This window comes from Agrobacterium deltaense RV3, from assembly GCF_900013505.1.
GTDB classification, from domain to species: domain Bacteria; phylum Pseudomonadota; class Alphaproteobacteria; order Rhizobiales; family Rhizobiaceae; genus Agrobacterium; species Agrobacterium leguminum.
This window is the reverse complement of record NZ_LT009745.1, coordinates 1,627,752-1,648,177: the sequence shown is the minus strand read 5'-3', so window position 1 is coordinate 1,648,177 and position 20,426 is coordinate 1,627,752. Positions and strand designations below refer to the sequence as shown.

The window sequence follows — 20,426 nt, the reverse complement described above, 5'->3', positions numbered from 1 at the left end:
ACATGTCGTTTTCAGATCGTTCTGGTCTTTCTTCGAATCGCCAGAACGATCCAAGTCTCTGTTTTATGCATTGTCCGGACGGAAAAGCTGTTCCGCTTTTCCTGGAAATGCTCAGGGGGAGAGTGGCCGCCTTCACAGGCCGCCACCTTGATTTTGGTCAAAGCTTCCCGTCTCAAGCCTTTTCTGTCTCAAGCTTTTTCTGCCTTAGGCGGTTGCATCGCCCTTGCTGGCTGCCAGTGTTTTTTCATGGCCGATAGTCTCGATCATGGCGGCAACCGCGTCTGCTGCCGCCTTCAGGACGCCGGCGTCGCGGGCGCGCACCACGATCTCCGTCGAAAAGCGCTGCCCGTCATATTTGGGATAGGAGCCGATACTGGTTTCGGGATGGGCTTTCTGGATGGCTGTCAGCGGCGTGCCGATATCGCCTTCGCCATAGGGCGACCGCACCGCCTGCGACATGACCTTCGCGCCGGTGCGCAGCGTCGGCATGACATTGTCCAGCATGGCCTGAAACACCTGCGGCACGCCGGCCATGACATAAACATTGCCGATGACGAAGCCGGGGGCGACGGAAACGGGATTGGCGATGTGAGCGGCCCCCCTCGGCATGCGCGCCATGCGCTTGCGCGCCTCGGTGAATTCCATCTCGCGGACGCGATACATGTCACCCAGCAGGCGCAGCGCCTCGGCATCGTGCTCGCAGGGCAGGCCGAACGCCGCAGAGACCGCATCCGCGGTGATGTCGTCATGGGTCGGGCCGATGCCGCCTGACGTGAAGACATAGTCATAGCGGCCGCGCAGCGCGTTCAGCGCTTCCACGATCGCTTCCTCCTCGTCGGCGACGATGCGCACTTCCTTCAGGTCGATGCCGGACATGGTGAGGACATCCGCGAGGTGGCCGATATTCTTGTCCTTGGTGCGGCCCGAAAGCAGTTCGTCGCCAATGGCAAGCATGGCGGCGGTCACGACGGATTGGGCGGAGGAGGGATTGGACATGGTTGCACTCGTCATCTGTTTCACCCGACGTTAACGCCGCGCCAGCGCGAATGCAAAGCGGTTTTGAAGAAACGCAAAAGGGGGATTGGTTGACGATGGCTCCGGGCGTTCACTCATCGTGAACAGTGCGTATGCCAATCCCCGGCTGGCGGCGGACCGATCCGTCCGCTACCTTTTTGTCATACGTTTTTTACGGGTCAAAGCCGATTATCATCGAGTTTTTAAAGAAGGTTGTCGCCGGTTCGCCGGAAACAGTTCCAGCAAAGGAAACGAAGAGAATGACGAAGGTTCTGGTACTTTATTACTCCTCTTACGGCCATATCGAGAAAATGGCCTATGCCGTTGCCGAGGGCGTGAAGTCCACCGGCGCGGAAGCCGTGGTGAAGCGCGTTCCCGAACTCGTTCCGGAAGAAGTTGCAAAGTCTTCCCATTTCAAGCTGGATCAGCCGGCTCCGGTGGCGACGGTGGACGAGCTGGCGGATTACGACGCCATCATCGTCGGCGCCGGCACGCGTTTCGGCACGGTCGCCTCGCAGATGCGCAATTTCTGGGACCAGACCGGCGGCCTGTGGTTCAGCGGCAAGCTGGTCGGCAAGGTCGGTTCAGCCTTCACCTCTTCCGCCACCCAGCATGGCGGTCAGGAATCGACCATCCTCGGTTTCATCCCCACCTTCCTGCACCATGGCATGGCGGTCGTCGGTCTTCCCTATGCTTTCCAGGGCCAGATGGGCGTCGATGAAATCAAGGGCGGCTCTCCCTATGGCGCCTCCACCATCACCGATGGCGACGGCTCGCGCCAGCCTTCCGAAATCGAACTGGAAGCCGCTCGTTTCCAGGGCGCGCATGTGGCGAAACTCGCCGCCAAGCTTTCCGCCTGATTGGATCATCTGTTGAAAAAAAATGCGGCCCACAAGGCCGCATTTTTTAATACCGGAACGTCACGTCGCCGGTCGTGTCGAAGAAGAATTTTTGCCGTGGCTCAGATGGGTAGGTTGACCATGAAAAGGCAGCTTGCGACCACGAAGCCGAGCATCGAGATTTCGAGAAAACCGTTCAATCCGTCACGCATTCCGATCCTCCTCCTGTTGGGTGAAAAGAGAACGATCAGAGTTTATCGCGGTTCCATAACGAAAGAATGAAATTCAGGAAATTCCAATGTCCACTCGCCCCGTCTTCCGGCGAAGGGGATTTGGGCGCTTCAGCCGGTGACGACGAAGGCCACCACGAGGTGGCCGAGAAGGCCGATCGCCAGGCAGGAGAGGAGAAAAATGAACAGGGCCTTTTTCATGTTTCCGGAAGCTTCCATCTGTTGCGATCCATCCCACGTCTTATCCTGAAAAAGCTGACGCCGCAGGCGGCATTTTTTAGTCCACGGCCGGCAGGTGTTCCGCCGTCAGGCCTTGATATCGAGGCCCGCTTCGATTGCGGCTGCGATGAACGCCTTGCGCGCATCCTCGGGCTTCTTCCTGCCGGCATCGACGGCGGCGCAGATCAGCAGCGCCTTGTCCAGCGCATCGCCGTCTTCGATTGGCCAATCCTCGATCAGCGCCCAGGAGGCCGCCTGCGTGGTGTCAATGCTCGTATAGTCGCCCGGCGTTTCGAACGCGATCAGGACGGGTTTTTGCCAGCGCGTATTCATCGCCTATCCATTAGGGTTGTTGCGCCCGGCTCTAAACCAAGCGGTCAGGATGCGCAATCCCGTTCCCGGCCCGTTTCGCGCCGTTGCGGTGCGGTCAGTCGTCGCGCCCGAACAACCATTCGCGGATGATGCGGCGGTCGATGAGTTCCAGCGAGCGGTCCGGCGCTATGCGGTAGGTTTCCACCGCCCGCGTGCTGGCGTCGATGCGGAATTCATGGGTGAAGGTACTGCCGATCGGCGATTTCGTCAGCCTGGTGCGCGGCTGGCCCCTGTAGATAATACTGCCGGGAATGGGTTCGACATAGGGCGCGGGGCCGACATAGGCGGCCGGGCCGGCCGTGGTGCATCCGGCAAGCGCCAGTGTAAGCGCGATAGCGGCCGATGATACGAGCGTTTTCATCCTGTCCTCCGAAGTGCGTCCGTGAAAACGATGTCGAGGCGCGGCGGTTCCCGGCGGGCAGGGGGCCGGAGACGATTTCCCCTACTATTTGCTCTTCGGATTCTGAATGTCGCGCGCGACCCAGCGAAAGAAAAAGTAGACGAGGAGGCCGAAGATGAAAAGCGGGATGAGGTTCGCAAAACCGGACATATGATTCTCGTTTCTCCCTCCCGGTCCGGGGTCTAGCCGGGGTGAAACCGGCAAGGCAAGGGGGAACGAGAACACAGTCGGTAAAATATCCGTGTGCCTGCAAAGGAGAATTCGAGGAGCGTGGGGAGGGGCGGGAGAGATCTGGCGCACTGCCAGTGATGCCAGATCTCTCCGTCTCCCGCCAGTTTCAGGGTACGGGGGACTGGCGCTAATATGACGGACAACTGCCGATAGACATAGGCCGAGAAATTACCTCGAATAAATCGCTGCTTTGGTCGATCCCGGTGAAGGCCGGCCTGCCGGGGGCCTTCAGGGGCTTTTTGCGGCGATATAATTAGCCAGGGAATTACTTTCCCGAGACGGAGCAGCCAAGGCCGCATTCCCGAACTTCCAGTGTAACCCGTTGAAACGGAAGAGGATGCCTGTCCACCGTTATGCTGCCGGCTATACAGGAAGGGGAACTTTTTGCGCGTTTTATCGTTCAAACAGGCAGGACACATGCCAATAGTGGAGGGTTACACATGCTCGGCACCATCCTCGTCATCCTGCTCATTCTTTTCCTGATCGGCGCACTGCCAAGCTGGGGTTACCATAATTATGGTTATGGCCCGTCAGGCGGTCTCGGACTGGTTCTGGTCATCGTCCTGATCCTCGTTCTGCTTGGGCGGATCTGACCGGCTGGTACAGGAAATGCAGCATTGCCCGCAACGGCGCAAACGTGCCGGATGCGGGCTTTGTTTCTTCTGAAATATTAGGCAGATACAAAAAGCTTCGGAATCTTAAGTGCTTAAGCGGCTTGCCTTAGCGGTGTGCCGGTCCGATCCGAAAAAACACCACATTCGGAACGAACCCTCTTGCGCCCATAATGGATTCGTTCTAAATGCCCGCCATCGCTTGATTGATAAGCGTGTGAGGCCTCGTGGCGGAGTGGTGACGCAGAGGACTGCAAATCCTTGTACCCCGGTTCAATTCCGGGCGAGGCCTCCAAAAATTTCCACGAACGCAATGTTTTTTCGATATTTGACCCCGCTTCGCGGTCATTTGCTGTTCCGGAAATCTCCACTGTTTCGCTTTTTCCCACACATCCGGCTTAGCGCGCTTGAAAGCGTGCGCTTGGGCAATTATGAGATTATCCAAAGGCGAGGGGGAGCCCCTGCCGTTTTGAGCTTTTGGAGCCGAGGCTTCCCGACCGGCATCCGTGAAATTGAGGCGATACGATATGATGGATTTCGAAACCGCACGCGCCAATATGGTCGACAGCCAGTTGCGCACGACCGACGTGACGTCGCATTCCGTGCTGAAGGCGTTTTTGAGCGTGCCGCGCGAGGCATTCGTGCCGGCGGGCGTGCGGCAGATAGCCTATGTGGACGAGGACCTGCAGATCTGTCCCGCCCGCGATGGCCGTCCGGCCCGTTATGTCATGAAGACCTCGCCGCTGGCGAAGCTGCTGCAGCTTTCGGCCGTGTCGAAGGAGGACGTGGTGCTGGAAGTCGGCGGCGGTGCAGGTTATGCAGCCGCCATCCTTTCGCAGCTTGCCGGTTCGGTGGTTTCGCTTGAAAGCGATGAGGCGCTGGCCGCACAGGCGACCGAGACGCTCGCCTCGCTCGGATATGACAATGTCGCGGTCGTAACCGGCGACCTCGAAAAGGGCTATGCGGGCGAAGCGCCCTATGACCTCATTTTCATCAACGGCTCGGTTGAGGAAGTGCCGGCGGCACTGACCGACCAGCTGCGTGACGGCGGCCGTCTGGTTGTCGTCGTCGGATATGGCGGCGCCGCGAAGGCCACCGTCTATCGCCGCGATGGCAACAGCACATCGGCCGCCACTTTCTTCAATGCTTCGGTCAAGCCGCTGCCGGGTTTTGCCAAGGCGGCCGAATTCGTTTTCTGATCGGCAAACGATCATCTTCTTTCTGGCGCCGGGGTGGAGTTTCCGCCCCGGCGTTTTTACGTTCGGTTTGCCGGCGGAGCGCTTCCTTTCGGGCCGTTCTCACAAAGCTGTGCATCATCACGAAACTTGTCGAATCAGTGATTTAGTTCCTCGCTATGCTGACCTAAACTAAGGGTGATTCGGGGTGTGCGTATTTCTGCCCCGCATGATCCTGCGACAGGGACGGCGAAATGCCCAGGCGCTTGGCCGGCCATGTTTCAGAGCATCGGTGTGACAATCGATTTCGGTTGTCGAAAACGCGATGTGAAAATTGAACAGGTCAAGGAGCGCTCATCCGGTGTCCGAGGGATGCGGCAAGGGCGTTCGAAGAGTGGAAACCGGGGATTGATATGGCTCAGCCAAGCGTAGCGCGTGAACCGTCCATGGAAGAGATTCTGGCGTCTATCCGCCGGATCATCGAAAGCAACGAGACCGGACCTGCCGGTGCGTTTTCCGGGCAGTTGCCGCCGGTCTATGACGATGAAGACGAGGCGGCGAGCGAAGCAGCCTTCGTGGCGGAGCCCATCAGCCCGCCGGCGCGCGTTCCCCCCGCCGCAAACCAGGCTTTTGGCGCACGGCCTGCGCAGGATTTTTCGCCGATTTCTGAAGGGCCCATGGCTGAACGGCAGGAAAGCGCCGCCGAGAAGACCATGTCGCTTGCAGATGTCGCTGCCCGTGTGCGTGCCGCCGCAGACCGTAACGCCGCCATGGGGCCGCAGGCTTTCGCCGCGCAGGCCCAGCGCGGCGCGGCCGAGACCGCGCCGTCGGCTGCTGCCCCGACCGTATCGCAGCCTTTGTCCGCGCCGTCTTCCGAACGCGCCGCACCGCAGCGCCCGACGGATGTTCGTCCGCTGATGGCGGCTGCGGCCGCCGCGAGCGTGAGCGAGCAGCCGGCATCCAGCGTGAACGAGCAGCCGGTATCTTTTGCCGCCGAGGATCGCGCCGCCGCTGCCGCCATCGAAAGCGCGTCTTCGGCCGAAAACCGCTTCGATCAGCTTTCGCTGCGCGGCGCCCTCGAAACGCCGCTGACAGCGGAGCGTTTCGATATTGCGGTGCTGGAGCCTGCCGTTGAGAAACCGGCATTCGATCTGGCCGAGCCACAGGCAAAAGACGAGGCGGGTGTTGAGGGCGGTCTGTCGCTCAATCTTCTTTCCGCCGCTGCCGGTGCGCAGATCGCCCGTTCGTTCAGCGAGCTTGCAGAGGTTTTCGACGGCGTCGAGCGGCGCTCGATTGAGGATATGGCCGCCGAAATGTTGCGTCCGATGCTGCAGGACTGGCTGGAAGACAATCTGCCGACGCTCGTGGAGCGTCTGGTGCGCGAGGAAATCGAGCGCGTGGCGCGCGGTTCGCGCCGCTAAGTTCCGCTCCGGCCGCATGTGCGATTGCGGCGGATGCGACGAAACAGGGGCCGCTCCGGCATCGGGGCGGCTTTTTTGTTGAAGATGAAGGTGTTATGGGGTCATAGTCACCCGTGGGTCCACTCAATGGTTGGCTCGCGGGCGGGTTTCTGTTGACTCTCTCCCGTCCATCCTTATTTAAAAAAATCCACACAAGAACTCTAAAATTCAGGTCAGGAAATGCTCGAAAAGACCTACGATTCCGCATCCGTCGAACCGAAGATCGCCAAAGCCTGGGACGAGGCTAACGCTTTTCGTGCCGGCGCCAACGCCAAGCCGGGCGCGGAAACCTTCACCATCGTCATCCCGCCGCCGAATGTGACCGGCTCCCTGCATATGGGCCACGCGCTCAACAACACGCTGCAGGATATTCTGGTCCGCTTCGAGCGCATGCGCGGCAAGGACGTGTTGTGGCAGCCGGGCATGGACCATGCCGGCATCGCCACGCAGATGGTCGTCGAGCGCAAGTTGATGGAGCAGCAGCTTCCGGGCCGCCGCGATATGGGCCGTGAGGCTTTCGTGGAGAAGGTCTGGGAGTGGAAGGCCGAATCCGGCGGTCTCATTTTCAACCAGCTGAAACGCCTTGGCGCCTCCTGTGACTGGTCGCGTGAGCGCTTCACCATGGATGAGGGGCTTTCCGAGGCCGTTCTCGAGGTCTTCGTCACCCTTTACAAGCAGGGCCTGATCTACAAGGACAAGCGCCTCGTCAACTGGGACCCGAAGCTGCAGACGGCGATTTCCGACATGGAAGTCGAACAGATCGAGGTGAAGGGCAACCTTTGGCACTTCCGTTATCCGCTGGAAAAGGGTGTCACCTATCAATATCCGGTCGCTTTCGACGAGGAGGGGAAGCCAACCGAGTTCGAAACGCGCGACTATATCGTCGTCGCCACGACGCGGCCCGAAACCATGCTCGGCGATACCGGCGTTGCGGTCAACCCGAAGGATGAACGGTACAAGGGCATCATCGGCAAGCATGTCATCCTGCCGATCATCGGCCGCAAGATCCCGATCGTCGCCGATGACTATGCTGACCCGACGGCCGGCACGGGTGCGGTCAAGATCACGCCTGCGCATGACTTCAACGATTTCGAAGTCGGCAAGCGCTGCGGCCTGCGCGCCATCAACATCATGAATATCGACGGCACGATCTCCATCAAGGAAAACGAGGATTTCCTCGAGGGTCTCAGCCATCCCGCGGCGCTGCATGGCGCATGGGATCGTCTGGAAGGGCAGGACCGCTTTACCGCCCGCAAGATCATCGTCGAAATCTTCGAGGAAGCCGGCCTGCTCGACAAGATCGAGCCGCACAAGCACGTGGTGCCGCATGGCGACCGTGGCGGTGTGCCGATTGAGCCGCGCCTGACCGACCAGTGGTGGGTGGACAACAAGACGCTGGCCCAGCCGGCGATTGCCTCCGTTCGCGAAGGCCGCACCAATTTCGTGCCGAAGAACTGGGAAAACACCTACTTCCAGTGGATGGAGAACATCCAGCCCTGGTGTATCTCGCGGCAATTGTGGTGGGGTCACCAGATCCCCGCATGGTATGGCCCGGACGGACAGGTCTTCGTTGAGAAGACCGAAGAAGAGGCGCTTCAGGCGGCCATCCAGCATTACATCGCCCATGAAGGTCCGTGGAAGGCCTGGGTCGAGGAGAAGCTTGAGAACTTCAAGCCGGGTGAAATCCTGACCCGCGACGAAGACGTGCTCGACACCTGGTTCTCGTCGGCGCTCTGGCCTTTCTCGACGCTCGGCTGGCCCGAGCAGACACCGGAACTGGCACGCTATTATCCGACCAACGTGCTGGTGACCGGTTTCGACATCATCCCGTTCTGGGTGGTGCGGATGATGCAGATGGGCCTGCATTTCATGAAGGACGATGCCGGCAACCCGGTCGAGCCTTTCAGCACGGTCTATATCCACGCGCTGGTTCGCGACAAGAACGGCCAGAAGATGTCGAAGTCCAAGGGCAACGTCATCGATCCGCTGGAACTGATCGACGAATATGGTGCGGATGCGCTGCGTTTCACGCTTGCCATCATGGCGGCGCAGGGCCGTGACGTGAAGCTCGATCCGGCGCGTATCGCCGGTTATCGCAACTTCGGCACCAAGCTCTGGAATGCGACGCGTTTTGCAGAGATGAACGGCGTGAAGCGCGATCCGCATTTCCTCGCCGAAACCGCGTCTCTGACCATCAATCGCTGGATTCTGACCGAGCTTGCCAATACGGCGCGCGACGTGACGGCGGCGCTTGAGAACTTCCGCTTCAACGATGCCTCCGGCATTCTTTACCGTTTCGTCTGGAACCAGTTCTGCGACTGGTATCTGGAACTGCTGAAGCCTGTCTTCAGCGGCGAAGACGAAAAGGCCAAGAGGGAATCGCAGGCCTGCGCGGCCTATGTTCTGGACGAGATCTACAAGCTCCTGCATCCCTTCATGCCCTTCATGACGGAAGAGCTGTGGGCGCATACGGCGGGCGAGGGTGAGGAGCGGGATAATCTGCTTTGCCTGACCGACTGGCCGGTGCCGGAATTCCGCGACGATGCCGCGGCGGCCGAAATCAACTGGCTGATCGATCTCGTCTCCGGCATTCGCTCCGCGCGCGCCGAGATGAATGTGCCGCCGGGCGCCACCGCTTCGCTGGTCGTTGTCGGCGCCAATACCTCCACCGAAGCGCGGCTCGACCGCCACGCCGCCGCCATCCGGCGCCTGGCGCGGGCGGATGAAATCCGCGCCGCCGATGTCGCACCGAAGGGCTCCGCGCAGATCATCGTCGGTGAGGCCACGGTCTGCCTGCCGCTCGGCAAGCTCATCGATCTGGCCGCCGAGGAAGCCCGTCTCGAAAAGGCGATCGGCAAGGTGGATGCGGAAATGGAACGCATCGACAAGAAGCTGTCGAACGAAAAATTCGTGGCCAATGCCGATCCGGAAGTGGTCGCCGCCGAGCGCGAGCGCAAGGCAGAGCTGGAAGTGCAGCTTGCAAGCCTGAGAACGGCGCTCACGCGGGTCAGCGAAGCGGGTTAATAGCTGCCTCCGGCTCTCTTCTGAAAAGAAAACGCCCCGTTCGAAACGGGGCGTTTTTGTTTCTATGTAACAATTCGTATCGATTGATTGCTGCACTGCAACGGCGAATCATGGGCAGCCGAAAGAGCGATTATTTCACGCTATGCCCGGCCAAAAACCTCTGAAACAGCCAAAAAATCCAACAAAAACGGCCTGATAAGCGCGTTTCCTCGGGAAACCCGTGAGTGTGGTTATTTGGCGACAATTCCCGCCTCAAGTGGGAATTTGTTTCATTTTATGTCTGATTGCTTCAATTGGATTAGAAAAATAACCTAAAATGATTATGCAAGGGGATCGACATGAAATTCTTACGTAAAAAATGGAGAAGTGTCGCAGAACTGTGCCAGAGTGCGGCAGATTGTCATTTGCTGCGAAGCGCTTCACTCTTTTGATGATCACATTGCCTTGATTGGGGAGAGAGATGGCAAAAACTGCAATTTTTCGCGGCGCGGTATGTTTCGCAGTCAGCATCGCGGCGGTAACGCCCTCACTGGCCGGCGGCCTTGAGCGCGGCGGTTACAATATCGACCTGCTGTTCGATCCGTCCGATTATGTTCTCGACAGTTCTGCAACCTTCGTCGCGCCGCAGCGCAAGGTGGAAAATGCCCGGGACAATCCGCTGAAGAGCGGCCCGCTGCCTGCGGCCTGGTCAAGGAGCGCAGATGACTCTGAAAACTTCTGGTCGACCCGGATCGGCGCCAAAGCGGCAATCGGTGATTTCGGCGACTGCATGTTCGACTATTCGCAGCCCTGGGGCGCGCATCTTAATCCCGGTATCTGGCAGGGATCGAGCTACAATATCGAAACCAAGGTCAAGTCGCACAATTACGCCACCACCTGCCGGGTGAAGTTCGATCTTGGCAAGGGCGACTTCTCGATTATAGGCGGTGGTTTCTATCAGGAACTCAGCGGTTATAAATACCGTCAGGTTCTCGGGCCGGCCGTTCTGGGCCTCAATCCGGCCTGGTCCAGCTTCAGCGGCGTTGGCAAACTTGAGATGGAAGGTGACGGCTGGGGCTGGCGCGCCGGCATGGCATATGAGATTCCCGAGATCGCCTTCCGTGCAAGCCTCGTTTACAACAGCGCCGTTGATCACGACCTGACCGGTTTCGCCGACGTCAGGGCGATCCCGCAGACGCCGCCGTCCATTTCTCCGACGCTTGCGAAATACGGTGGCAAGCTCGTGCCGATCTATGGCTCTGTTTCCATGCCTGACAGTATCGAACTCAAGGTGCAATCTGGTATCGCGCCGGACTGGCTTGCTTTCGGTTCCGTGAAGTGGACGGACTGGAGCCAGATTCAGGTCATTCCTTTCTGCGCGGTCGGCACGTCGCCGTGCGTTCCGAGCGGAGCTGACACGCTCAACACGCTTGACCTGTTTTATCGCGACGGCTGGACGATTTCGGGTGGCGTCGGTCACAAGTTCAACGAACAGTGGAGCGGTGCTGTGAGCCTGACCTGGGATCGCGGTACGTCGACTGTCATCGGCACCCAGACCGACACCTGGACACTGGGCACGCAGATCGTCTACTCCCCGAACAAGAACATCGAGTTCAAGATTGCCGGCGCTCTCGGCCTCCTGACCTCCGGTAGCTCGTCCATCAATGGCGGACCGTGCGGTGCAGGCTTCACCTGCGGCAACGAGGCGGGCTACGACTTCGGCAACGACCTCGTCGCAGCCATCTCGACCGGTGTGAAGGTCAAGTTCTGACGTCATCCTTCCGTAGATGCTAAAATAAAGGTCCGGTTTACCAACCGGGCCTTTTTTCATGCGCGACTATGATTCCTGCTCGATAAAATTTTCTAGCCCGAAAGTTTTGTGACGATTTGGCAACACTTTTCTGCAAGCGTGTGGGCGCGTTGGAATGTGAGCATATCTGTCCATTTCCCGCCACAAACAAGGTGCTTGGCTTATGTTTAGAGGCGCGGGAATGAAAGAACATGCAGGCGTTTGATGTGGGCCTGCGGAGTTGCAGAAAGTGAAAACGGGTTTGGATTCAGCGTTTAAGCAAGTAATACGGGAATTTCGCCCGGCTTTCTTGTCTGGCGCTGACCGGCGGATGACGGAATGCCGTTATGTTGCCGGAAATTATGCCTATATCTGTCTCACTGGAAAATTAGGGCAATTGCCGCAAGAGACCACCGGTGGTGCGCTGGAAAGTGCTGCCGGAAAGACGCAGTGTGTTCGAAAAATCGCGACCCGGCGGGGTTCGGCTTTGCAGTATTCCGCAAGTATTGGCTATATGCCGGGAAGAGTTGAGAGAAGTTCGCTGAAATGCTGAAATGTGAAGCCAACGTTTTAAAGCCGCTCCTCATGGGCATGTTGCTTGCGTCGCTCGCAATGCCTGCTGCGGCTTTTGACATCAATGCGGGCGTGACCAAGGAATCCGGCCCCTTCGACCTGTTCAAGTTCGGCTTCAAGGCCTACAAGAACGGCAACAAGGGTGAAGCCGTCGAGGCCTATCGCTACGCGGCTGAAAAGGGCCATACCGGCTCGCGCTGGGCGCTTGCCAATATGTATGCCTATGGCGATGGCGTCGCCAAAAACGACTTCGAAGCTTTCAAGATCTACAGCGAAATCGCCAATCAGGGCGTGGAGCCGGGTTCGGAAGATACCGGCTTTTTCGTCAACGCGCTGCTTTCCCTTGCGGATTATTACCGTCACGGCATTCCCGGCAGCCCGGTGAAGATGGACCTGTCGCAGGCCCGCCAGCTTTATTTCCAGGTTGCTTCCACGTTTGGCGTCGCTGAGGCGCAGTTCCGTCTGGCTGAGATGATTCTCGCCGGCGAGGGCGGCCGCGCCGATGTGCAGCAGGCCAAGAAGTGGCTCAACCAGGCCCGCAAGCACGGCCATGCCGGCGCCATGTCGATTTTCGGCAACCTGATCTTCCAGGAAGGCCAGACGACGCAGGGGCTGGCCTTCATGACGGCGGCGCTCGACAAGTGCACGGCAGCGGACTGCACCTGGATACAGAACCTGCAGGAGCAGGCTTTTTCGCTCGCCGGTGAGAACGATCGCCGCGCCGCCATCGCCATGGCGCAGAACATGCAGTTCAACGATCCGGATTGAGGGTGCTGATCGGGGTGGTTTTATCCACCCGCCAGGAGTGGCTCAGCCGACCGGACTGAAATCGAAATAACCGCAGACCGGCACATGGTCGGACGGTTTTTCCCAGGCTCGCACATGTTTTTCGATGCTGACGGATTGCAGCCTGTCGGCCGCTTCCGCTGACAGCATCAGATGATCGATGCGGATGCCATTGTTTTTCGGCCATGCCCCGGCCTGATAATCCCAGAAGGAATAAAGTCCTGCTTCATCCGTCGTCGCACGCGCGGCATCGGTGAAACCCAGATTCTCCAGCTTGCGGAAGGCCGCACGTGTTTTCGGCAGGAACAATGCGTCGCCTTCCCACACGCGTGGGTCGTGGCAATCGAAGGGCTCGGGAATGACGTTGTAGTCGCCCGCGAGGATCAGCGGCTCCTCGAGCGCAAGGCGATCTTCGGCAAAATGCCGCAGCCGTTCCATCCAGGCAAGCTTATAGGGATATTTCACCGGATCGTCCGGCGGATTGCCGTTCGGTAGGTAAAGCGAGCAGACGCGGATCGCGCCGCCATCGACGGAAAACACGCCTTCGATGAAACGCGCCTGTTCATCGGCATCGTCACCGGGCAGGCCGCGATTGACCTCGTCGGGCTTGACCTTCGACAGCAGCGCGACGCCGTTGAAGCCCTTCTGGCCATGGGTCTCGACGTGATAGCCGAGCGCCTCCAGCTCCAGCCGGGGAAAACCTTCGTCGACGGATTTGATTTCCTGAAGGCAGACGATATCGGGCGACGAATCCTTCAGCCACTGGCAGAGGTTTTCGATACGCGCCTTGACGCCGTTGATGTTCCAGGTGGCAATCTTCATCGGAGTTTCCCTTTTGCGAGGGTACTTTTACCCGATGCAAAAGCGATTGCCACCGTTTTTGGAAAACGGCCCTGTGGATGTGGTGGAAAGACGATGTCAGATCGAGAAGCTGGTGCCACAGCCGCAGCTTGCCACAGCATTCGGGTTCTTGATCTGGAAGGACTGGCCGAGCAGATTGTCGACGAAGTCGATTTCGGAGCCGGCCATATAGACGACCGAGAGGCTGTCGATCAGCACTTTCGCGTCGCCGCGGGCGATCACGATGTCGTCATCGGCTTTGTCTTCGGCCAGATCGAACTTGTAGGAGAAGCCCGAGCAGCCGCCGCCTTCCACCGAGACGCGCAGCGCCTGTTTGCCGGTTTCGGCGGCGACGATCTGAGCGATTCGCTTTGCCGCAGCTTCAGAAAGGGTAATGTCGCTGTTTTCCATGTCGTTTCTCCTGCCGGGGTCAAGAACCGGAGAGCAATAATCTCGTTGTCACCATTATAAACCGGTCAAATTAACGGTCTATAGCCTGTGTGAAGGCGGTCTGCGCGGCGATGATGCTTTGCGCTGATCTCTGCGATAGGTATGAAGGGTGAATGAAAAGGTCAATGGCCGAGACCAAAAGGAAGTCCCGGCTGGAGAAGACAACAGGTGGATGCATGATCATAGACCAGCGCGCATTGGGTTTCGGAAGCGGCGAGAGGGCGGTTTTCGCCTCGGATCCATGGACCACGCGCGGGCGTCTTTTTCCCGAAACCGGAAGCCTGACGCGCTCGGAGTTCCAGCGCGACCGCGACCGCATCGTCCACACGACGGCTTTTCGCCGCCTGAAGCACAAGACGCAGGTGTTCATCAGCCCTGATGGCGACCATTATCGCACGCGGCTTACCCACACCATCGAGGTGGCGCAGATCGCCCGGGCGCTCGCCCGCGCGCTGAAGCTCGACGAGGATCTCGCCGAAGGCGTGGCGCTGGTGCATGATTTCGGCCACACGCCTTTCGGGCATACCGGCGAGGACGCGCTGGATGCGGTGCTGCTGCCCTATGGCGGCTTTGATCATAACGCCCAGTCGCTGCGCATCGTTACCAAGCTGGAGCGCCGTTATGCCGAATATGACGGCATTAACCTGACCTGGGAGACGCTTGAAGGTCTCGTCAAGCACAATGGACCGCTGGTGAATGCGAAGGGCGAGGGGATCAAGGGACCGGTTCCGCTGCCCATTCTCGAATATTGCGAGCTGCAGGATCTGGAAATCGGCAGCTATGCCAGCCTCGAGGCGCAGGTGGCGGCGATTGCCGATGACATCGCCTATAATACCCACGACATCGATGACGGGTTGCGCGCCGGTTATCTCACCTTCGAGATGCTGGAGGAGGTGCCGTTCCTCGGCGGCCTGATGGCCGAGGTGCGGGCGAAATATCCCGTGCTCGACAAGGAGCGTTTCGCCAATGAGATCATGCGTCGGCAGATCACCCATATGGTGGAAGATGTGATCGGCGTTGCGCAGCAGAATCTCGCCCGTCTCAAGCCGAAGAGTGCGGCGGATATCCGCGCTGCCGATTTCACTGTCGCGACCTTCTCGCCGGAAATGGCCGAGACCGACCGGCAGATCAAGAAACTGCTGTTCGGCCATATCTACCGGCATCCGGAAATCATGCGCATCCGCGCCGGCGCGACACAGATCGTCACCGATCTTTTCCACCGTTATATGGAAACGCCGGCGGAAATGCAGAGCCACTACTGGGTGGACAGCATTTCCGGCATGAGCGTGGCCGCAAAAGCCCGGCATGTGGGCGACTATCTGGCCGGCATGACCGACAGTTATGCACTGCGCGCCCACCAGCGGCTGTTTGACCACACCCCCGATTTGCGATAGGGCAGCGGGCGATCGCGAAGCCGACCCGGTTAAACGGCCGGATATAAACAGAAGCCCTTCGCGCAGGTTGGAACGATGAACATTTTTGCCGATTTCGATACCAGGATCAAAAACGCGCTCGAGACCCTCGATCTCGTGAAAGAGAACCGCGAAAAGGTCGATTTCAGTCGAATTACCGTCGAATCCCCGCGCGATCTGAGCCACGGCGATGTCGCAACCAATGCCGCCATGGTGCTGGCGAAGCCGCTCGGCACCAATCCGCGCGCGCTGGCAGAACTCATCGTACCGGCTCTTCAGGCCGATGGCGATGTGGACAGCGTCAATGTCGCGGGTCCGGGCTTCATCAATCTCAAGGTTTCGGTCGGTTACTGGCAGCGTCTTCTCGCTGACATGATCGGGCAGGGCGTCGATTTCGGCCGCTCCACCATCGGTGCGGGCCAGAAGATCAACGTCGAATATGTTTCCGCCAATCCGACAGGCCCGATGCATGTCGGCCATTGCCGTGGCGCCGTCGTCGGCGACACGCTGGCGAACCTGCTCGCTTTTGCCGGTTATGGCGTTACCAAGGAATATTACATCAACGATGCCGGCTCGCAGATCGATGTGCTGGCCCGTTCGGTGTTCCTGCGTTACCGCGAGGCGCTCGGGGAAGATATTGGCACCATTCCGTCCGGCCTTTACCCCGGCGACTATCTCGTTCCCGTCGGCCAGGCGCTGGCGGATGAATATGGCATCAAGCTGCGCGCCATGCCCGAGGAAAAGTGGATGCCTATCGTCAAGGACAAGGCGATCGACGCGATGATGGCGATGATCCGCGAGGATCTGGCGCTGCTCAATGTCCGGCACGACGTGTTCTTCTCGGAGCGCACGCTGCATGAGGGCAATGGCGGTCCGATACTCTCGGCCATCAACGATCTCACCTTCAAGGGCCATGTCTACAAGGGCACCCTGCCGCCGCCGAAGGGCGAATTGCCGGAAGACTGGGAAGACCGCGAACAGACGCTGTTCCGCTCCACCGAGGTGGGCGATGACATGGACCGCGCGCTGATGAAGTCGGACGGTTCCTACACCTATTTCGCCGCCGACGTCGCTTATTTCAAGAACAAGTTCGACCGTGGTTTCTCCGAGATGATCTATGTGCTCGGCGCCGACCATGGCGGTTACGTGAAGCGGCTGGAAGCGGTTGCGCGCGCCGTCTCCGAAGGCAAGTCGAAACTGACGGTGCTTCTGTGCCAGCTCGTCAAGCTGTTCCGTGACGGCGAGCCGGTGAAGATGTCGAAGCGCTCCGGCGACTTCGTCACGCTGCGCGATGTTGTCGACGAAGTGGGTCGCGATCCGGTGCGATTCATGATGCTTTATCGGAAGAATTCCGAGCCGCTGGACTTCGATTTCGCGAAAGTGACCGAACAATCTAAGGATAATCCGGTTTTTTACGTGCAATACGCGCATGCCCGTTCCATGTCGATCTTCCGGCAGGCGCAGGAAGCGTTTCCGGGGCTTTCTCCTTCGGCTGAGGAGATGGCGGCTTCTGTTGCTTTGATTAGCGATATCAATGAGTTGCAGCTGGTTGCAAAGCTTGCGGAATATCCGCGCCTGATCGAATCGGCGGCCCTTTCGCATGAGCCGCACCGGCTTGCTTTTTACCTCTACGATCTCGCCAGTTCCTTCCATGGACACTGGAACAAGGGTAAAGACCAGCCGGAATTACGTTTTATTAACGATAAAAACCGAGAATTGAGCATTGCCAGACTTGGGCTGGTGAATGCTGTCGCAAATGTTTTGAGGTCCGGCCTTACGCTTTTAGGAGCGGACGCACCTGCTGAAATGCGATAACATATCACCATTATTTGCTCACAATACGCTGGCAAGAGCTGCAATGCGTAGATGGTGGAACACGTAATGGTCGAAAAAAATGTCGCGTATAACCGGGACGCCCGGTCCGAAGGGTTCGCTGACAACGATCCTCTGGCAGAACTGGCGCGTATCGTCGGCTTCGAAGATCGTCCTTCGCATGCGGGTTCCGAGGCTCAGCCATCGGTGACCCGCCGCGAACCCGAATTCAATCTCGAAGATGAGCTTCTGAGGGAATTCGAGGTTTACGACGCACCGCACGCCGATCCGGTCGTTCTTGATCCGGCAAACGATGTCCGTGCGGGAATCCACCCCAAAGATTTCATGCAGCGTGTCGAATCGGTTTTCGCCCGCCGCGAGCCCGAGCTTGCACCGGCGGATGAACCTGCGCCCGTGGCCGCATCCGCACCGGAGGTGATCGAAGAGCCGCTTCCGGAAGTCGATCAGGCCTATATTCACAACTACGTCGAAACGACCACGCAGGACATTCGTGCGGATTTTCGCGACGATGCCTCCGCGGTGGCGGAAGTTTTCGATGTGCATTCGCGCCAGTCGCGTCCCGCCGAGCCGATGGTTTACCAGCCCGCCGCCCAGCAGGTGGCATGGGAAGAGCCGCAGGCCGCAGAACCCGTAGAGCCGGAATGGCACACGATGCCGGAGCTTCCGGCCGATGTTTCGAGCAACATTCACGCCGATGTTCATTCCTATGCGCCGGAGCCGCAGGCTTTCGATCTCGCCGATGAGGTGGAAATAGCTGTCGCCGAGGAGGCGCCCGCACCGGTTTCCGTGCGTCCGCCATCGCATGGCGGCCGTTCTTCGCTGGAATTTTCCAGCCTGCGGCTGCCGCTCGCCAACTTCGGCGCGCGCCGGGATGTTTCGGCCGCCGATCCGAAGCGGGTCGAGCCGCGTTCCGAACAGCAGCCTGCCGCAGCCCGTATCGAGCCGCAGGTCGAAGCCGCGCCTGCCGTCGTGCAGGCGGAAGAGACCGCGCCGTCCTTTACGCCTCCGGTCGCCGAGACCTTTGCGCCTGCCGCAGAGTCTCTGGCGTTCGAGGCCGCCGGGAAGCCGGCAGCAAAACATCTCTCGCCGATGGACGAGCTGATTTACGACGTCGCGAAATATTCCATTCCCGGTCGCGGCGAAACACCGCTGGTGCAGGACGTTCCCGCTGCGCAGGCCGCGAAGGTAGAGCCGCCCGTGATTGCCGCAGCGCCGGTGAAGGCAGCGCAGATTGTCGCTGCCGCGCCCGCAGCACCCGCTGAAGAACTTGATTTCACGGATTTCGCCGGCTTCAACGATGATGATTTCGAGCTTGCGCTCGACGATCTCGATCTTGATCTGGACCTGTCTGAAATTGCCGAGGCGGAAGTTGCGCCTGCGCCCGCACCGCAGCCCGTTCGTCAGCCGCCAGCCGCTCCGGTTGCCGCTGCTGCCGTTGCGCCGCAGCCGGTGAGGGAACAGCCGGCACCTCAGCCGCGCCCGGCTCCCGTTGCCGTTGTCGCACCCGTGGCCGCTGCTGCGGTTCAGCCGCGTCCGGCCGCCGCAGCACCGCAGCCAGCCGCGCCGCAGACGCTGGAAAGCCTGCCTTTCGATCCTTCGCAGATCGGCGAGACGGAAGAGCATCCGGAAAACATCATCGAGATGGACGTGCCGGAACTGCCGGTCGGGGTTTTCGAACCCAAGCCGACCGCGCGCCGCCACGAGGAAGATCTCGATATCGATACCGAGCTTGCGACGCTGTTTGCGCCTGCGGTTGCCGGCGGTCTCGACCGTCATAAGCACGCGGAAAACCGTGGCGCTGCCCAGGCGCGTCCCGCGCAGGCTCCGGAAGAGGCCGATGAATTCGAACGGGCGCTGGAAGAGGATTTCCGCCGCTCCATGCAGGAGGCTGCGGCTTCCCGTGGCAGCGCCCAGCGCGATGCCGAAAACACCTATGTCGACCATCAGGCGGCCTATCGTGAGGAAGATGAACGCGGCGGTCGCCGCTGGATCATGCCGGTTGCCGCTGCAATCGGTCTGGTGCTGATCGGTGGCGGCGTTTACGCGCTGGTCTCCGGCGGTTCGTCCAGCACCGGTTCCAATGGCGCGCCGGTCATCATCTCCGCCGATAACGATCCGATGAAGGTCGTTCCGGAAAATCCGGGCGGTCGCGTTGTGCCGAACCAGGACAAGGCGGTTTATGACCGCGTGGCTGGCGGCAGCGCCGCCGATCCGAAGCAGCCGGCGCTGATTTCCAGCAACGAGCAGCCGGTGGATGTGGTTCAGCGCACGCTGATCCCCGAACAGTTGCCGCTGGAAGGCGAAAACGACGTGGATGTGGAAGCCGCCAGCACGCCGGTTGGCGAAACGGAAGATCCGCGCCTGCTTTCGCCAGAAGAAAAGGCCGCGCAGACCGAAGGTTCGGCTGCAACCGGCGTTTCGCCGCGCAAGGTCCGCACCATGATCGTCAAGCCTGACGGCACGCTGGTTGCCCAGGAAGTCGAGGTACCGGCAGCCCAGCCGCCGAAGGCCGACAAGGTCGAGGAGCTTGCAGCACCGCAGACCGCAAAGCCGGGTGAGGGCGCGCCCGCCGTCATCGCCGCATCGCGGGTACCGGTTGCGCCGGAACAGGCTCAGCCGCAGGCCAACACGCCTGCCGCCGCCGCCAAGCCGGCAGCGCAGTCGGCAGCACCGCTTCCTGCGGCGCGTCCGTCTTCACAGCCCGCCAATGTGGTGGCAACGGTGACCAACCAGGGCAATGTCCGCCCTGCGACCGCTCCTGCGCAGCCGCAGGCCGCGCAGCAGCAGACGGCAGCCGCGACGCCTGCAGCGACCAGCACGCCGTCTGCCGGTGGCTATTACATCCAGATCGCCTCGCTGCCGAGCCAGGCGGAAGCCCAGAAGTCCTACCAGAACATGTCGGCCAAGTTCGGCTCGGTCATCGGTGGACGCGGCGTCGACATCAAGGCCGCCGAAATCGCCGGCAAGGGCACGTTCTACCGCGTCCGCATCCCGGCGGGCGACAAGAACGAAGCCGTGGCGCTGTGCGAAAAGTTCCGCTCGGCCGGCGGTAGCTGCCTCGTGGCGCGGTGATAGAGACGCCGGGGGGTATAGTACCCCGGCGCTGTTGTCTAACGACAGTGACGGAGCACCTAACCTCCGTCATGCCGGACTTGATCCGGCATCCAGCCACGGCGTGTCTGCGCCGTG

At 59.9% G+C, this 20,426-nt stretch carries 16 protein-coding genes and 1 tRNA gene; 12 read left to right on the top strand and 5 right to left on the bottom strand.

Going from position 1 to position 20,426, the window contains the following annotated elements; translation table 11 throughout:
• Positions 1-204: 204 nt before the first annotated feature.
• Positions 205-996, bottom strand: coding sequence for a competence/damage-inducible protein A (locus AGR7B_RS08280; RefSeq protein ID WP_065656010.1), 792 nt, complete (start codon positions 994-996; stop codon positions 205-207).
• Positions 997-1,274: 278 nt separating this feature from the next.
• On the opposite strand from AGR7B_RS08280, the gene wrbA reads away from it, so the two are divergent.
• Positions 1,275-1,874 carry an NAD(P)H:quinone oxidoreductase type IV gene (wrbA, locus tag AGR7B_RS08275; RefSeq protein ID WP_080857032.1) on the top strand — a complete coding sequence of 200 codons (600 nt, stop codon included), beginning with the start codon at positions 1,275-1,277 and terminating at the stop codon, positions 1,872-1,874.
• A gap of 515 nt (positions 1,875-2,389) precedes the next feature.
• Here the strand turns inward: wrbA and AGR7B_RS08270 are convergent.
• Both AGR7B_RS08270 and AGR7B_RS08265 read right to left on the bottom strand, forming a co-directional pair.
• Complete coding sequence (locus AGR7B_RS08270; RefSeq protein ID WP_003523370.1) at positions 2,390-2,635, bottom strand: DUF982 domain-containing protein; 246 nt, start codon at positions 2,633-2,635, stop codon at positions 2,390-2,392.
• A 94-nt stretch (positions 2,636-2,729) separates the two neighbouring features.
• Complete coding sequence (locus AGR7B_RS08265; RefSeq protein WP_080856443.1) at positions 2,730-3,035, bottom strand: hypothetical protein; 306 nt, start codon at positions 3,033-3,035, stop codon at positions 2,730-2,732.
• Positions 3,036-3,745: 710 nt separating this feature from the next.
• On the opposite strand from AGR7B_RS08265, the gene AGR7B_RS08260 reads away from it, so the two are divergent.
• The 8 genes from AGR7B_RS08260 (at position 3,746) to exoR (ending at position 12,684) form a co-directional block, all read left to right on the top strand.
• Complete coding sequence (locus AGR7B_RS08260; protein WP_003495626.1) at positions 3,746-3,898, top strand: DUF3309 family protein; 153 nt, start codon at positions 3,746-3,748, stop codon at positions 3,896-3,898.
• A gap of 239 nt (positions 3,899-4,137) precedes the next feature.
• A tRNA-Cys gene (locus AGR7B_RS08255) sits at positions 4,138-4,211 on the top strand.
• A 232-nt stretch (positions 4,212-4,443) separates the two neighbouring features.
• On the top strand, positions 4,444-5,115 hold the full coding sequence (locus tag AGR7B_RS08250) for a protein-L-isoaspartate O-methyltransferase family protein (protein ID WP_065656006.1): 672 nt from the start codon (positions 4,444-4,446) through the stop codon (positions 5,113-5,115).
• 389 nt (positions 5,116-5,504) lie between these two features.
• Positions 5,505-6,512 carry a cell division protein PopZ gene (gene popZ, locus AGR7B_RS08245; RefSeq protein ID WP_080856442.1) on the top strand — a complete coding sequence of 336 codons (1,008 nt, stop codon included), beginning with the start codon at positions 5,505-5,507 and terminating at the stop codon, positions 6,510-6,512.
• Between the two features lie 219 nt (positions 6,513-6,731).
• Positions 6,732-9,575, top strand: a complete 2,844-nt coding sequence (locus tag AGR7B_RS08240; RefSeq protein ID WP_080856441.1) for a valine--tRNA ligase — start codon at positions 6,732-6,734, stop codon at positions 9,573-9,575.
• 460 nt (positions 9,576-10,035) lie between these two features.
• Entirely contained in the window at positions 10,036-11,325 is a 1,290-nt protein-coding gene (locus tag AGR7B_RS08235; protein ID WP_065656003.1) for an outer membrane protein transport protein, read from the top strand.
• A 268-nt stretch (positions 11,326-11,593) separates the two neighbouring features.
• Positions 11,594-11,896: a hypothetical protein gene (locus AGR7B_RS08230; RefSeq protein WP_233282630.1), complete on the top strand. Its 303-nt coding sequence runs from the start codon at positions 11,594-11,596 to the stop codon at positions 11,894-11,896.
• Positions 11,890-12,684, top strand: a complete 795-nt coding sequence (gene exoR, locus AGR7B_RS08225) for an exopolysaccharide production regulator ExoR (protein WP_003509731.1) — start codon at positions 11,890-11,892, stop codon at positions 12,682-12,684. The genes AGR7B_RS08230 and exoR overlap by 7 nt, the downstream gene beginning before the upstream one ends.
• A 42-nt stretch (positions 12,685-12,726) precedes the next feature.
• On the opposite strand, the gene xth is transcribed toward exoR, so the two are convergent.
• Complete coding sequence (gene xth / locus AGR7B_RS08220; protein ID WP_078053086.1) at positions 12,727-13,524, bottom strand: exodeoxyribonuclease III; 798 nt, start codon at positions 13,522-13,524, stop codon at positions 12,727-12,729.
• Between the two features lie 96 nt (positions 13,525-13,620).
• A complete protein-coding gene (erpA, locus tag AGR7B_RS08215; protein ID WP_065656001.1) occupies positions 13,621-13,953 on the bottom strand; it encodes an iron-sulfur cluster insertion protein ErpA in 333 nt (110 codons plus the stop codon).
• A 215-nt stretch (positions 13,954-14,168) separates the two neighbouring features.
• Between erpA and AGR7B_RS08210 the strand changes: the two genes are divergently transcribed.
• The 3 genes from AGR7B_RS08210 to AGR7B_RS08200 all read left to right on the top strand — a co-directional run bounded on the left by AGR7B_RS08210 (position 14,169) and on the right by AGR7B_RS08200 (position 20,309).
• Positions 14,169-15,386, top strand: coding sequence for a deoxyguanosinetriphosphate triphosphohydrolase (locus AGR7B_RS08210; protein WP_059760463.1), 1,218 nt, complete (start codon positions 14,169-14,171; stop codon positions 15,384-15,386).
• 75 nt (positions 15,387-15,461) lie between these two features.
• Positions 15,462-17,219 carry an arginine--tRNA ligase gene (gene argS, locus AGR7B_RS08205; RefSeq protein WP_003522720.1) on the top strand — a complete coding sequence of 586 codons (1,758 nt, stop codon included), beginning with the start codon at positions 15,462-15,464 and terminating at the stop codon, positions 17,217-17,219.
• A 66-nt stretch (positions 17,220-17,285) separates the two neighbouring features.
• The gene (locus tag AGR7B_RS08200) at positions 17,286-20,309 is read left to right on the top strand and encodes an SPOR domain-containing protein (protein WP_080856440.1); all 3,024 of its coding nucleotides are present in this window, start codon (positions 17,286-17,288) and stop codon (positions 20,307-20,309) included.
• Positions 20,310-20,426 lie beyond the last annotated feature (117 nt).